A 14,919-nucleotide genomic window follows, 5' to 3' on the forward strand; every position below is an offset into this window, starting at 1 on the left:
AGACAAGTCCTGGCGCCCCGTCCCTCCGGGGGATCGCGCCTTCCTGGGATACACAATGGCAACCCTTAGCGACCCGACGGAAACCCTCATTTCCGCCTCACCCGTGATCCGGCTCCATCGTGCCGACGACGTGGTCATCGCCCGTTCGCAGCTCGTAGGCGGCACGGCGCTACCCGGCGAAGGCGTGACGGTGGCGGGCCTCATTCCTCCCGGCCACAAGGTGGCGGTGCGCGCCATCGAGCCGGGCCAGCCGGTGCGCCGCTACGGCCAGATCATCGGCTTCGCGAGCCGGCCGATTGCAGCGGGCGAACATGTGCATACGCACAACATCGCGATGGGCGAGTTTCAGCGCGACTACGCATTCTGCGCCGACGCGAAGCCCACCCGCTACGCCGAGGCGAGCGCGAGCGCCACGTTCGACGGCATCGTGCGCGCGGATGGACGCGTGGCCACGCGCAACTACATCGGCATTCTCACTTCGGTCAACTGCTCGGCAACGGTCGCCCGCGCGATTGCCGACCATTTCCGCCGCGACATTCATCCTGAAGCGCTGGCCGCCTACCCGAACGTGGACGGCGTGGTGGCGCTCACGCACGGCGTGGGCTGCGCGGTCGATTCCGAGGGCGAATCGCTCGCGCTCCTGCAGCGCACGCTGGGTGGCTACGCGATCCATCCGAACTTCGCGGCGGTGCTCGTCATTGGCCTTGGTTGCGAGACCAACCAGATCGCGCGGCTCGTGGAAAAGCAGCATCTCGACGAGATGGTCGCGTCGGGGCGCCTGAATACGTACAACATTCAGGAGACGGGCGGCACGGTCAAATCCATCGCGCGCGGCATCGAGCTGGTCGAGGGCCTGCTCGCGCAGGCGAACGACGTGCGGCGCGAGCCGGTGCCGGTTTCGCATCTTGTCGTGGGCCTGCAATGCGGCGGCTCGGACGGCTACTCGGGCATCTCCGCCAATCCCGCGCTGGGCGCAGCCGTGGATCTGCTGGTGGCGAACGGCGGCACGGCGATTCTCTCCGAAACCCCAGAAATCTACGGTGCCGAGCACCTGCTCACGCGCCGCGCGCAGAGTCCCGAGGTAGCCGAAAAGCTGGTCGCGCGCATTCGCTGGTGGGAAGACTATTGCGCGCGCAACCATGCCTCGATGGACAACAATCCTTCGGCGGGCAACAAGGCAGGCGGTCTCACGACCGTGCTCGAAAAGTCGCTGGGTGGGATCGCGAAGGCGGGGCATACGAATCTCGTCGATGTCTACGAATACGCGCAGCCGGTGGAAGCGAAGGGCCTCGTCTTCATGGATACGCCGGGCTACGACCCGATTTCGGCAACGGGCCAGGTGGCGGGCGGCGCGAATCTGATCTGCTTCACGACGGGGCGCGGTTCCGCGTATGGCTGTGCGCCGACGCCCTCGCTCAAGATCGCGACCAACGAGGCGCTGTGGCAGCGCCAGCAGGACGACATGGACCTGAACTGCGGGCCGATACTCGCGGGCCGGAAGTCGATCGAAGAGACTGGCGCCGAGCTGTTCCAGCTCATGCTGGAGGTGGCGTCCGGCCGGCGCTCGCGTAGCGAGATCCACGGCTATGGGCAGAACGAATTCGTGCCCTGGCAGATCGGCGCGATCACCTGATTGCGGCGCTGCATTGCGGGTGGCCCGCGTGTCGCCCGAGTCCGCGAGCGAGAATGGCAATGATTGAGGAATGCGAAGTATATGCGGACATGCCATACGCGCCAACTACGAACGAACCTATCATGACGAATCTGCTGAAAACCCCGTATAAGGGCGTGTTCCCCGTCGTACCGACCATCTTCGACGACGCCGGGCAACTCGATCTGGAAGGCCAGAAGCGCTGCGTCGATTTCATGATCGATGCGGGCTCCCATGGCCTGTGTATCCTCGCGAATTTTTCCGAGCAGTTCGCACTGTCCGATGCCGAGCGCGAAACGCTCATGCATGCCGTGCTCGCCCACGTTGCGGGCCGCGTGCCGGTGATCGTGACCACCACGCATTTCAGCTCGCTCGTGTGCGCTGCGCGCAGTCGCGCCGCACAGGACGCCGGCGCGGCGATGGTCATGATCATGCCGCCGTATCACGGCGCGACCATTCGCGTGGGCGAGCGCGCGGTGTTCGAGTTCTTCCAGGAAGTCTCGGACGCGATCGACATTCCCATCATGATCCAGGACGCGCCGGTGGCCGGCACGCCGCTCTCCGCCGCGTGTCTCGCGAAGATGGCGCGCGAGATCGAGCACGTGTCGTACTTCAAGATCGAGACGGCGCAGGCCGCGGCGAAGCTGCGCGAGTTGATCGAACTGGGCGGCGACGCCGTGGTAGGCCCGTGGGACGGCGAGGAGGCGATCACGCTGATGCCCGACCTCGAAGCGGGTGCGACGGGCGCGATGACAGGCGGCGGCTATCCCGACGGTATCCGCAAGATCCTCGACGCCTGGGTGACGGGCGACGCCGAACGCGCTGCCCAGCTTTATCAGGCGTGGCTGCCGCTCATCAACTACGAGAACCGGCAGTGCGGTCTCGCGGCTTGCAAGGAATTGATGAAGGAAGGCGGCGTGATCCGTTCCGCGGCACTGCGCCGGCCGCTCGCGCCGGTTCATCCGGCCACTCGCGATGGGCTGCTGCGCGTGGCGCGGCGCCTCGATCCGCTCGTGCTGCACTGGGGGCGTTAAATGCAGATCCTTACCGATTCGATCATCGGGCAGCGCAACGTGCCTGGCACGAACGGCACGCTGCGCGCCGTCGATGCGGCAAGCGGCGTAGCGCTGGAACCGGCGTTTGGCGGCGCCACGCTGGCGGATGTGGATGCGGCCTGCGGGCTTGCTGCCCAAGCATTCGACTTGTACCGCGAGACCTCGCTCGACGTGCGCGCGCGGTTTCTCGAAGCGATTGCGCAGAACATTCTCGACCTGGGCGACACGCTGATCGAGCGCTGCATGGCCGAGACGGGGTTGCCCCGTGCGCGGCTCGAAGGCGAGCGCGGCCGCACGGTCGGCCAACTGCGGATGTTTGCCCAGGTGGTGCGCGACGGCGACTGGCTGGGCGTGCGCATCGATCCGGCGCAGCCCGAGCGCAAGCCGTTGCCGCGCGTCGACCTGCGCCTGCGCAATATCGCGCTGGGTCCGGTTGTGGTGTTCGGTGCAAGCAATTTTCCGCTGGCGTTTTCCGTCGCGGGCGGCGACACGGCTTCCGCGCTCGCGGCGGGCTGTCCTGTGATCGTGAAAGCGCATCCGGCGCATCCCGGCACGAGTGCGCTGGTGGGCGCTGTGGTGAAGCAGGCCGTGGCCGATTCCGGCTTGCCCGAAGGCACGTTTTCGCTGCTCTTCGACGCGGGCATCGAGATCGGCCAGGCGCTCGTGAAAGATGCGCGCATCAAGGCGGTGGGGTTTACGGGTTCGCGCCGTGGCGGCGTCGCGCTGATGCATCTCGCGGCGGCGCGCCCGGAGCCGATTCCGGTCTATGCCGAGATGAGCAGCATCAATCCAGTCCTGCTGTTTCCCGCGGCCCTGAAGGCGCGCGCCGAATCGATCGGTGCGGCGTTCGCGGCGTCGCTCACGCTGGGCGCCGGGCAGTTCTGCACGAATCCTGGGCTTCTCCTCGCCATCGACGGTCCGGAGCTGGACCGCTTCATCGCGGCGGCATCGGGTGCGCTTGCCGGCATTGCGGCAGCGCCGATGCTCACGCCCGGCATTCACGCCGCGTACGAGGCTGGCGTCGAGCGCATGGCCGCGCAAGTCGATGTCGCGACGCTTGCGCGCGGCCTCGCGGTCGAAGGCGCGAACCGCGGCCGGGCCGCGTTGTTTTCGACCACGGCCGCGGCGTTTAGCGCCAACCCCGGCTTGCACGACGAAGTGTTCGGTGCGTCGGCACTCGTCGTACGCTGCCCGGACTTCGAAGCGATGCATGCCATCGTCGAGAAACTAGAAGGACAACTTACTATATCGCTGTACATCGACGAAGCGGACTATGACGCCGCGCGCGCGTTCCTGCCGGCATTCGAGCGGCGCGCCGGACGCGTGCTGGCGAACGGCTTCGGCACCGGCGTGGAAGTCGCACATGCGATGGTGCACGGCGGTCCGTATCCCGCTACTTCCGACGGGCGCACGACCTCCGTCGGCAGTCTTGCGATTGCGCGCTTCCTGCGCCCCGTCTGCTATCAGGACCTGCCCGATGGGTTGTTGCCGGCCGCGCTGCAGGCGGCCAATCCGCTGGGCCTGAACCGCCTCGTGGACGGCAAGCTTCAGTGCATTCCCTGATCGCGTATCGCACGACGAGACCACTCAACGAAGCCGCGGGGAAGGCACGCGCCCCGCGGTGCGCGAGAACAACAAAGGCGGGTGCACTCGCCGGACCACCATGGAGACAGGCTAAATGGAAGCCACGCACGTAGAAGCCGTTCGCATGTCCAGCACGCGATGGAAGATCTTTCTGTTGCTGCTGATGCTCGTATCGCTGAACTATATCGACCGTGCCGCACTCTCGGTCGCCATGCCCACCATCGCGCAGGAGTTTCAACTGACGCCCGAGAAGCAGGGGCTCATCCTGAGTGCCTTCTTCTGGACCTATCTGTTCATGCAGGTGCCCTCCGGCATACTCGCCGACCGCCTCAAGCCACGCGTGGTGATTGCGGCCGCAACGATAGGCTGGGGCTTCTTTCAGGGCATCGCGGCAGTGAGCACCGGCTGGTTTACGCTGCTGCTCACGCGCTTCGGTCTAGGCGTCAGCGAAGCGCCGATTTATCCGGCGGGCGGCAAGCTCAACGCCATGTGGCTCACGAAGAATGAGCGCACGCGCGGCGCGGCGCTGATCGACGGGGGATCGGCGCTCGGCTCGGGCGTCGGCGCCATCGTCACGGCCTTGCTGATGGGCTGGCTGGGCTCGTGGCGCGCGGCCTTCGCGGTTGCGGGTATCGGCACGATCCTGTGCGGTATCTGGGCGTGGTGGTACATCCGCAATACGCCGCGCGAGCATCCGCGTATCAACGCGGCCGAGGTGGCGTACATCGAAGAGGCCCTTTCGGTGGAAGATCATGCGGAACCGAAGGCCGCAGCCGGCACGTCGCTGCTTAGTTTCTTCCGCTACCGCTCGGTGTGGGGCATGTGCATGAGCCACACCTGCACGAACCTGATCTTCTACGGCCTGATGACCTGGTTGCCCACCTATCTTTACAAGGCGCACGGGTTCGACCTCAAGTCGATGGGCAACGCGACCTTCGTGATTTTCCTCATGGGCTTCATCGGCGAGATTTGCGGCGGCTGGATTGCCGACCGCTGGAAGATGGCCGGTGCCGGCGCGAACGTGGTGTACCGGACGATGATGGTGATCGGCGCCGCCGCGGTGGCCGCGTCCATGTGCGTGGTGGCGTATGCGGGCTCGGCGTTCGTGGTCGTACTGTTGTTGTGCGTGGCGGTGTTCTTCGTGCGCTGGTGCGGCGGCTGCAACTGGGCCACGCCGGCCATGCTCGCCACGCGCAGCCGAGCCGGCTCGCTGTGCGGCATCATGAATTTCGTCGGCAATATCGCGGGCATCTTCGTGCCGATTTTTATCGGCTTTATCGTGCAGCGCACCGGCTCGTATTTTCTGGCGTTGATGTTCTTCGTTGCGGTAGCCGCATTCCAGATGCTGTGTGCGTTGCTGATCGACTACCAGAAGAAGCTGCCGGTGTGAGATCGCAAGGAGGACGTATGAACTCGAATCCCATCCCAGAGCGTATCCGGCGTGTCGGTATGATCGGCCTTGGGCTGATGGGCGAAGCGATGGCCCACAACATGCTCAGGCGCGGTTTTGCCCTGACGGTGCTCGCGCATCGCAACCGCGCGAATGTGGAAGCCCTCGTCGCGCAGGGGGCCCGCGAGGCCGCGACGGCCGAGGAGCTCGCGCGCAACGTGGACGTGGTGCTCATCAGCGTGACCGGCACACCGCAGGTGCGCGACGTGTTGACGCGCGAGCACGGCCTGCTGGCGGGCGCGCATCCCGGTCTCATCGTCATCGACGCGACCACGGCCGATCCCGAATTCGCCCAGGAAGCGCAGACGGCGCTTGCCGCATGCGGTGCGCAATTTCTCGATGCGCCGGTGAACCGCACGCCGAAGGAAGCGCGCGAAGGGCGCCTGAACGTGCTGGTGGGGGGCGAAGCCGAGTGGGTGGAGACCGTGCGGCCGCTCTTCGAAACGTACGCGGAGACGATCCACCATCTGGGCGGCCACGGTTCGGGTTATCGCGCGAAGCTGATTCACAACTTCATCGCGCAGGCGAATGCCGCGGTGCTTGCGGAGGCGTTCGGCACGGCGGCGAAGGCCGGCGTGAATCTGCGCGAATTCGCGGCCCTGTGCCGGTTGAGCGGCGGCCACAGCCGCACGTTCGACCGCATCGTCCCCTATGTGCTGGAGGGCGACGACAGCGGCCAGCAGTTCGCGCTGCGCAACGCGCTCAAGGATATGCGCGCGTATGCGCGGCTTGCCGGCGAATATTCGTCGACGGCCATCGTGGCCGAGGCCGCGCGCCAGCTCTATCTGCTCGCAACCAACCTTGGTCACGGCGACGAGTATGTGCCGCATCTGTTCGACGTCGTGGGCGAACTGAACGGCGTGCGCGTGCGCGCCGGGTGAAGCGCGCGGGACAGGCGCCGGGCAACGGCCCGGCGCAGCCCGGCTATTGCAGCGTCGTCCCCTGTCCCTGTACCACCGCGCTGCGGCGACCGTCGATGCCAACCGGCACTTCGCCGCGCACCGTGGCCCGCCGCACGATACGGCGCGCATCGCCGTAGTCGTTGATCGCGTAGTGCTGCGTGGCGCGGTTGTCCCAGATCGCCACGTCGCCCGCCTGCCAGCTCCAGCGCACGGTGTTTTCCAGTCGCGTGACGTGCTCGTGGAAGCTCTGCAGCAAGTGCGCCGAATCCTGCGTCGACAGTCCCTTGATACGCTGTACGAAATGTCCGAGCACGAGTGTGCGTTCGCCCGTTTCGGGATGCACGCGCACGACGGGATGCTCGGTCTCGTAGACGGTGGAGGTGAAGACCTCGCGGTAGCGCTTGAGCTGTGAGCTGTCCGCGTTGACGTGCGAGGAGGCGTAGTCGTATGCGTTCGTGTGCAGCGCCCAGAGCGTATCGGCGAGTGCGCGCAACGGCTCCGGCAGGTTTTGATAGGCGGTGGCCGTGTTGGCCCAGACCGTGTCGCCGCCGTAGGGCGGCACCACGACGGCGCGCAGGATCGATACCTTCGGATAGGCGTCGACGAAGGTCACGTCCGTGTGCCACGAGTTTGCGCGCGCGCCGTGCTGCGAATCGAGTTCGAGCAGCTTGCCGCCTTCCACGGAAGGCACGGTGGGGTGCGCGACCGTTTCGCCGAAGCGCCGTGCGAATGCCTCCTGAGCGGCATCGTCCAGATGCTGCTGGCCGCGGAAAAACAGCACCTTGTGGCGCAGCAGCGCGGCGTGGATGGCGTCGAAGGTGGCCTGGTCGATATCGCCGGTCAGGTGTACGCCGTCGATGCGTGCGCCAATGCGGCCCGCAACGGGACGCAGATCGAGCGTGCTCGCGTCCGCACCGGTTTGCAGCGTCGCGTGGGCGAATGCTTGGGCAGCGGCAGCGTGATTCGTTTGAACGTCGGACATCGCAGGTCTCCTCGGCTGGACAGGGAACGGCCATTCCAGCAGGCTTGCGCCGTGGGTAGAACTGACGATTTATGGGAAGCTTTGCGCGCTGTCGCGCGCTATGGATAGCAGCACGCGTGCATAGGCGCTGCGGCAGAAAAAGCGCTGCCCAAACGAAAATGACGCATTCCCCGCGAAGGGACTGCGTCATTGCCGAGGGTGCTGCAAGGGTACTGCGCGATTCGTTGGTAGGCTCGATTGGACTCGAACCAACGACCCCCACCATGTCAAGGTGGTGCTCTAACCAGCTGAGCTACGAGCCTGTTGAGGCGCGAATTATAGAGACACTCGTAGACCCTTGCAAGCACTTTTCGTACCGGCCCGTTTCATGAGCGCTGCATGAACGCTGCGACGGGCCGGGTCACGTGCTGGCTTTGCGTGATTTCCGCTGACTTCCGCTTATTTCAGCAGGGTCATCTGCACGACCTTCACCACAACGAGCGCAACCGCAATCAGCAGATAGCCGCGCAGCACACCCATCCATACGCGCTTGCTGAGCGTGAGGTTCGGCGGAGGCAGTTCGTCGAGCGGGGGCATGCGCCACGTGTCGCGAGCGCCTTCCTGCCAGGTTTGCGTCGCGTCACCTTCGTTGCCGCGCTGGCGACGCGCTTTACGCGCGGCCACCGTCACGGCGTAGCCGAGCACGGCGAACACCGTGCCGCCCGCGAGGATCTCGATGATCGTTTCGCCCGTCATGTCCGGGTACATCACGGAAGCCGTGAGGACGATCGAGAGCATCACGAGCACCCAGATCACGGCACCGGTGAAGAAGTTGAGCTTCTTCGAGTTGACCCACGGACCGAGTACAGCCTTGTCATTGCACAGGAGCAGCAGGAACACGGTGGCGCTCGGCAGGAGCACGCCGGCGAGCGTTTGCACGGCTTCCGTGAGCAGGCCGAGCGGGCTGCCCGGAATCAGCACGATAGCCGCCGCGAGCGCGACGATGCCGAAATACACCGCATAAAAGCCCCTGGCGTCGTTCACGCTGCGATGCAGCGAGTGGCGGATCTTGAACACGTCGCCGATGGCGTAGGCCGTGGAGAGCGAAACAGCAGCCGCGCCGATGATGGCCGCGTCGAAGAGGGCGACGGCGAACAGCACGGCCGACGTATGGCCGGCGTACTTTTCGAGGCCGGCGATCACGCCGCCCGCGTCCGTGAAGTTGCCGAACTCGGGCTTGCCGGCGAAAAGCTGGGCGCAGAACGCGATCATGGCGATGGCGCCGATCAGCACGAATGCGATGCCGATCCAGAGGTCCGCCTTCTCGTACTTCATGAAGCGCGGCGTGATGCGCTTGTCGACCACATAGCTTTGCTGGAAGAACAACTGCCACGGCGCCACGGTCGTGCCGACGATGCCGATCACGAGCAGCATCACATCGGAGAGCTTCGAGTTCGCGGGCCAGTTGGGGATGAAGAAGTCGCGCGTCATCTGGCTCACGGGCGGGTGGATGGCCACCAGCACGGGCACGAGCAGGAGACTCAGGAGACACAGCACCACGGCGAAACGCTCGAAGCGCCGGAAGTTTCCGGTGCTGACCGCCGCCATGGTGAGCGCCGCGGCAATGCATACGCCAGCGACCTTGGACACGCCGAAGAAGTCCAGCACGAAGGTGATGCCGATGAACTCGGTCACGATGGTGAGGGCATTGAGCAGGAACAGATCGATGACGCTGAAGGCGCCCCAGAACTTGCCGAAGCGTTCGAAGATGAGGCGCGCGTGGCCGACGCCCGTTACGGCGCCCAGACGCAGCACCATTTCCTGGTTCACGAACAGCACGGGCACGAGCAGCAGCATGGTCCACAGCAGGGTCGTCCCGTAGTTCTGGCCGGCCTGCGTGTAGGTGCCGAATGCGCCGGCGTCGTTGTCGCCGACCATCACGATGAGGCCGGGGCCGAGGATCGCGAGCAGCGTGCGAAAGCGGGCCCACCAGTTGGTGCGTGGGGCGGTGTCGTGGTGCGCGATCGTGCCGAGCGCGCCCTTGATGTCGCCGAGATGCGCTTCGTCGAGCACGGCGCTGCGCTCGAGCGCGACGGGACCTCGCGAGTAGTTCGTTGGCGTGGACATGTTATGAATCCCCTGTTTTTGGATGGGATTAAAAGGTTCAAAGCGCACGAGCCAGGCCACCATACGTAAGTGTGTGAGCCGTCTTGCGACGGTCGCGCTTGCGTATGGCGGAAAGAGCGTGCGGGTTTCAGGAAGCGAGTGCTTTCAGGCGTTGCCAGAATGCGCGCAGGCGAATCGCGGCCGGGCACGGCTCGAGCGAAAGGAAGGCGGTGTAGTGGCTGCGCGAGACTTCGACTTGCGGCAGATTGGAAAGAAGGAGTCCGAATTGCATGTGAGTGCTCCGTGCGCCTGGGGCGACGCGTCAAAACGCGGAAAGCCGGCGAAGACGGATCACCCGTGCATCAGGGGCGCGGCAGCCGTTCGCCTGCTTTCCTCAGGTCAATGTGAGGTAAGCGGCATAAGGGATGACTGTCACTGTCGGGCATGGCGGCTCCTTTTCCGGCAAAGCGCGTTGGCAACGCGCGCGTGGGTCCACGCGCCTGTTTCCGGAAGGAAAAAGCAGGCGCGAGCGAACGCTGCCGCGAGGGGTCGCTCGCGGCGCGGTGCCATCGGGAAAGTGCCGTGTCCGTGCAGCACGCGAAAAGCATGCGCGAACGGACACAGCGCCGATGGCGCTAATTCAAAAGGTGCACGGGGATGAAACTACGGCGCGCACCGTCTGCCTGATGGCGGGACGGCGGCGTAAAGAAGGGCGCGGGCGTCTGGCCGGTCAGGCAGGGAAACAGTTCGAAGATCGACTACTGCAAGAGTCCACGGCGTGGGCCCCGGTTGTGAAGATGGGCGGATTCTAGTGACGGAGTTGGCGCAAGTCAACACGTTTCCCTAAGCAGAGCCAAGGTATTTTTTTACGGCGGCATTACACCCCGCGACGGCAGGATTTAGTCTTTCACGAGCCCGACATTGAAACCGGCAGGAAAGCATGACGAGTGAGAGAAATGCGAACCGGATGCATTTACTACGGCCTCTTCGGCTGTTGCATGGCGCGCACCTTTTAGTCGGCAATCGGGCCGATTGCCGGATATCGCCAGATACTTCGCACTGCGATTTCATTGATGCGTTTTTTTACTTGCAGTTTTGTGGAAGTGGCGAATACAATGCGCCCGTCTCAAAGAAAGGAGTCCCTCGTGGACACATGCTCTAGTAGTGGAAGTTCGATGCCGGCCTGCGCCGGCGCCATGCACGCGAGATAGCCGCAAGAGGCCGCCTGAGTTCCCACTCGAGGGCCGCTCCTTTCGCCGCTAACTCGCTATAAGCCGGGTTAGCGCGCTCCTCCCGCGACAGGCACGAAGCCTGTCCGCCCGTAGCACGCTCCCTCTGTTTCGACTGTCTTTCGCAACGTCGCTTGCGAGGGGCCGTCACGTATTCATTCGTCGCCCGATGCGTTCGGGCTGGACGGGGGTGAGTCATGTTCTTCAAATCTTTTGCCGTTGCCTGCCGCGGCGCCCCGCATGCACGTGCCCTGGGTTATGTCGCACGCCTGCATGCGCTGATCGCGGCACCTGCTGCCGGCGCTGCTGCGCGGGGCCAGAGCGGGCCGCTCGCGCGGCGGGTCCGTACCTTCGCGTTTCGTCACGCTACGCGCGTTGCCGCGCTGGCCGTGCGCGCCGCCCTGCGCGTGGCGTGGACGGGCCGTCCGCTCACGCCATGCGGTTACGCCATTCTCGCGCTCACGGTGGCCGGCGTCGTGCTGGCGCTGCTGATTGCCGCGAGTCCTGCTGCCGACGACATGGACAGTGCGTTGCCGCTCTCCTGGTGGTTCGCTTAGTTCGCGACAGCCATTAGGTTGCCGTCACGTTTTTGCAACTCGCTGCGTGTCATATGTAGAGGCACGCAGATTCATCCCCACGATAACTTCATTACTCGAACCGTCATGAAGAAGAATCTGAAAACTCGCGTGCTCACGAGCAGCACGCCGCTCTCGCTCGCCGTCCTGCTCGCCTTCGTCACTGCCGCTGAGGCTTTCGCGCAATCGTCTGGCGAAGCGCCTTCTGCTCCGGCCGCAGCCGATTCGTCGGCACAGCAACCGCCCGCTGCGGGCGGTGCCGATGCTTCGCAGCCGAATCAGGCCGCCGCTGCCTCCACCGGGCTATGGGATCGTTCGAACCTGCTCGGCGACATGGGCGGCCTGCGCTCCTGGATGGGCAACTACGGTGTGACCTTCGGCCTGCAGGAAACAAGCGAATACATGAACAACCTGTCGGGCGGCACGCATCGCGGCGGCGCCTACGACGGGGTGACGCAGTTCGGCTTCGGTCTCGATACGCAGAAGGTGTTTGGCCTGCCGGGCGGCATCTTCAACGTGTCGGGCCTGCAGATTCACGGCACCAATCTGAGCGAGCGGAATCTGCAGACCTTGCAGCTTGCGACTGGCGTCGAGGCCGATGCGGGCACGCGTCTGTGGGAGTTGTGGTACCAGCAGTCGCTGCTCGGCGGCAAGGTGGATGTAAAGGTCGGTCAGCAGAGTCTCGACCAGGAGTTCATGGTCAGCCAGTACGCGAATACGTTCATGAACGCCACGTTCGGCTGGTCGGTGCTGCCCTCGGTCGATCTGCCAGGCGGTGGCCCGGCCTACCCGCTTTCGTCGCTCGGTGTGCGCGTGCGCGCCACTCCCACCGATGCGATCACGGTGCTGGGCGGCGTGTTCGACGGCAACCCCGCACCGGGCACGGGCGATCCGCAAAAGCTCAATGCGAGCGGCACGAATTTCAATCTGCATAACGGCGCGCTCGTGATTGGCGAAGTGCAGTACGCGATCAACCAGCCGTCTTCCAATCCGAACGATCCGAAACCTTCAGGACTCCAAGGTACTTACAAGCTGGGCTTCTGGTACAACAGCAACCGCTTCGCCGATACGGGCTACGACAACAACGGACTCTCCCTTGCCAATCCGGCCAGCACGGGCGTTCCGGCCTCGCACAGCGGCGATTACAGCATCTACGCCGTTGCGGACCAGATGGTCTGGCGCCCGAGTGAGGACAGCCCGCAGTCGGTGGGCGTGTTCGCGCGCGTGATGGGCGCACCGGGCGACCGCAATCTCGTCGATCTGGGTGTGAATGCAGGGGTGACGCTGAAGGCGCCGTTCAAGGGCCGCGACAACGACGTGGTCGGGCTGGCGGTGGGTTATGCGCATATCGGCTCGCATGCGCAGGATCTCGCGAGCGCTCAGGCGAACGCCACGCCCGGTTATCCGTCGCGCAGCGCGGAAACGATACTCGAAGCGACTTACCAATATCAGGTCGCACCGTGGTGGCAGATTCAGGCGGACTTCCAGTATGCGTTCCGTCCAGCGGGCGGTATTCCGAATCCGGAGAATCCGTCGCAGCGTGTCGGCGACGAGGCTATCGTGGGGCTGAGGACGACGGTGGCGTTTTGAAGGAGGCGGCGAGCCGCCTGCGCGGGAAGTGTGCGGGCGGCTCGCTGCTGGCTCCAGCAACGTTGACATTTGATATTTGGGTGGCTACCGAGCCAGGTTTGGTTACGGACTTGGCTGTAGTCGTCGCACACTTACCAGCGCTGATACCGTGCGTGGCTTTAATCGCCCGACGTGCGACTGTTGTCCACGTGCCCGGCTACGAGCCAGCGACCGTCGGATTGCTGCAGAAGCGTTATCACGTTGGTGCCCCAGTGGTGAAGTTTTCCGTCGATAAAGACCTTGTAGGGTGCCCATACCAGGGCTATGTCATGATCGATGCGTATGGACGGGTCGTAAATCTGTTCTTCGACGACACCCGATGGAAAGGGGCGTTCGAACAGTTCACGCAGAGAGTAGTGAAGAATGCGGCCTTCGCGAACGATAGTGGCACCGCCTTCGGGCATTACCTGCGCGAGCATGAGTTTATGATCGCGTTGGCGAATACCTTCTAACAGCGCTTGTACGGGAGCCAGAACTGCTTGTTCTTCGGGTGTCAGCTTGACAGGGTGCATGTGGCCATCCAGTGACGTGGGGGAAAGCATGATCGTACCCGACGCCAATATTTTTCCGCAGATCCCTGTTCTATCTACCCTTAATTCCTTGGACGTCGCATGAGACAAGGCTTCGATCGCGGCGCTATTTTTTGCTACTCTCTATTGTCGTGCAGGTGATGTAAAAAACTACTTGTACATCGCAAGAGCACGCTGGGAGTTTTCTGCCGGATTGGGGCGCAACTAAGACGCAACACAGCTATCTACGCGAAATGTTCAAAACGCGGGATGCCGGTCTCAGCCCAGCCGGACAGCCATGAAATCGACGAAGCTCCTGAGCTTCGGAGTCATGTGACGGTCAGGTAGATAGACCAGTTGCAGCGGAGCACGAGGAAAGTCGTAATCGGGCAGGATACGTGTGAGTCTACCCGCGCGAAGGTGCTCGTCCACGAGATAATCCGGCAGCATGACGATGCCGATACCGTTAAGCGCCGCCTGTAGCAGGGCCGGCCCGTTGTTGATGGTCAATTGCCCCGAGACCTCGATGTTCTGCAACTGCGGTCCGTCGAAGCGCCATTCAAGTTCCGGGATGACATGGTGAAACGCCAGGCAATTGTGCCCCTGCAGTTTGCGTGGCTCGACCGGCGTACCGTGTGCGTCGAGATAGGCCGGCGCCGCACATATAACACGAGTCAGATCCCGCAGCGGGCGGACCACGAGTCCACTGCCTCGCATTCGGCCAAAACGGAAGGCCGCGTCGAAAGCGTCTTCTACCAGATCGACGATGCGATCGTTGAGCTGCAGTTCGATGCTTACGTCCGGAAATTCACGTAGGTAATCGGCTAGTACGGGGACGAGAATATGCGATCCGAGCGTAACTGGCGCGCTGATCCGAAGCCTTCCGGTTGGCCGCGCACGCATGTTATGCGCCTCGCTATCCGCCGCTTCGATCCGGGCCAGAATGTCGATGCATTGAGCGTAATACGCTGAGCCAATTTCGGTGAGGCTCTGACGCCGCGTCGTGCGGTTCAGCAAGCGCGCGCCCAGCCGTTTTTCTAGTGCCCGCACGTGGTTGCTGACCATGGTCGCGGAGATATCGCTCGCCTCGGCCGCCGCCGTGAATCCGCCCAGTTCGACGACACGGACGAACACCTCCATACTCGCTATCCTGTCCATTATCAAGTCACGCTTTGAAGTCATTCCAGTACTAGCTAATTTATCCAATTCTGCTGAGAAGTTAAAGTGTCCGTCGACGCAGGGCTATGGAACAGCGCCACACGCCGTCG

General features: G+C 63.9%; 12 protein-coding genes and 1 tRNA gene. 7 read left to right on the plus strand and 6 right to left on the minus strand.

The features are described from left to right. The first annotated feature begins 55 nt into the window (after positions 1-55). The 5 genes from U5760_RS13485 to U5760_RS13505 all read left to right on the plus strand — a co-directional run bounded on the left by U5760_RS13485 (position 56) and on the right by U5760_RS13505 (position 6,621). A complete protein-coding gene (locus U5760_RS13485) occupies positions 56-1,633 on the plus strand; it encodes an altronate dehydratase family protein (protein WP_322012375.1) in 1,578 nt (525 codons plus the stop codon). A gap of 122 nt (positions 1,634-1,755) precedes the next feature. Next, positions 1,756-2,685 (plus strand): dihydrodipicolinate synthase family protein, encoded by a 930-nt coding sequence (locus U5760_RS13490; protein WP_322012377.1) that lies wholly within the window; start codon positions 1,756-1,758, stop codon positions 2,683-2,685. After that, the gene (locus tag U5760_RS13495; RefSeq protein WP_322012378.1) at positions 2,686-4,269 is read left to right on the plus strand and encodes an aldehyde dehydrogenase (NADP(+)); all 1,584 of its coding nucleotides are present in this window, start codon (positions 2,686-2,688) and stop codon (positions 4,267-4,269) included. A 115-nt stretch (positions 4,270-4,384) separates the two neighbouring features. Beyond that, positions 4,385-5,680 carry an MFS transporter gene (locus U5760_RS13500; protein WP_322012380.1) on the plus strand — a complete coding sequence of 432 codons (1,296 nt, stop codon included), beginning with the start codon at positions 4,385-4,387 and terminating at the stop codon, positions 5,678-5,680. Between the two features lie 17 nt (positions 5,681-5,697). Continuing rightward, a complete protein-coding gene (locus U5760_RS13505) occupies positions 5,698-6,621 on the plus strand; it encodes an NAD(P)-dependent oxidoreductase (protein ID WP_322012381.1) in 924 nt (307 codons plus the stop codon). 43 nt (positions 6,622-6,664) lie between these two features. Here the strand turns inward: U5760_RS13505 and U5760_RS13510 are convergent, their stop codons facing one another. The 4 genes from U5760_RS13510 to U5760_RS13525 all read right to left on the minus strand — a co-directional run bounded on the left by U5760_RS13510 (position 6,665) and on the right by U5760_RS13525 (position 10,001). Further along, positions 6,665-7,624 (minus strand): TauD/TfdA family dioxygenase, encoded by a 960-nt coding sequence (locus U5760_RS13510; RefSeq protein ID WP_322012383.1) that lies wholly within the window; start codon positions 7,622-7,624, stop codon positions 6,665-6,667. Positions 7,625-7,849: 225 nt separating this feature from the next. After that, positions 7,850-7,926 (minus strand) — tRNA-Val (locus tag U5760_RS13515). 136 nt (positions 7,927-8,062) lie between these two features. After that, on the minus strand, positions 8,063-9,730 hold the full coding sequence (locus U5760_RS13520; protein ID WP_322012384.1) for an NRAMP family divalent metal transporter: 1,668 nt from the start codon (positions 9,728-9,730) through the stop codon (positions 8,063-8,065). A gap of 127 nt (positions 9,731-9,857) precedes the next feature. Further along, complete coding sequence (locus U5760_RS13525; RefSeq protein ID WP_322012385.1) at positions 9,858-10,001, minus strand: hypothetical protein; 144 nt, start codon at positions 9,999-10,001, stop codon at positions 9,858-9,860. A 1,134-nt stretch (positions 10,002-11,135) separates the two neighbouring features. Between U5760_RS13525 and U5760_RS13530 the strand changes: the two genes are divergently transcribed. Next, complete coding sequence (locus tag U5760_RS13530) at positions 11,136-11,495, plus strand: hypothetical protein (protein ID WP_322012386.1); 360 nt, start codon at positions 11,136-11,138, stop codon at positions 11,493-11,495. 105 nt (positions 11,496-11,600) lie between these two features. Further along, a complete protein-coding gene (locus U5760_RS13535; protein ID WP_322012387.1) occupies positions 11,601-13,103 on the plus strand; it encodes a carbohydrate porin in 1,503 nt (500 codons plus the stop codon). 158 nt (positions 13,104-13,261) lie between these two features. Here the strand turns inward: U5760_RS13535 and U5760_RS13540 are convergent, their stop codons facing one another. Together U5760_RS13540 and U5760_RS13545 are read right to left on the minus strand one after the other, a co-directional pair. After that, entirely contained in the window at positions 13,262-13,654 is a 393-nt protein-coding gene (locus tag U5760_RS13540) for a hypothetical protein (RefSeq protein ID WP_322012388.1), read from the minus strand. Positions 13,655-13,930: 276 nt separating this feature from the next. Continuing rightward, positions 13,931-14,791, minus strand: a complete 861-nt coding sequence (locus tag U5760_RS13545) for a LysR family transcriptional regulator (protein ID WP_322012389.1) — start codon at positions 14,789-14,791, stop codon at positions 13,931-13,933. Between the last annotated feature and the right edge of the window lie 128 nt (positions 14,792-14,919).

It is taken from the genome of Paraburkholderia sp. J12, from assembly GCF_905220215.1.
GTDB lineage: Bacteria > Pseudomonadota > Gammaproteobacteria > Burkholderiales > Burkholderiaceae > Paraburkholderia.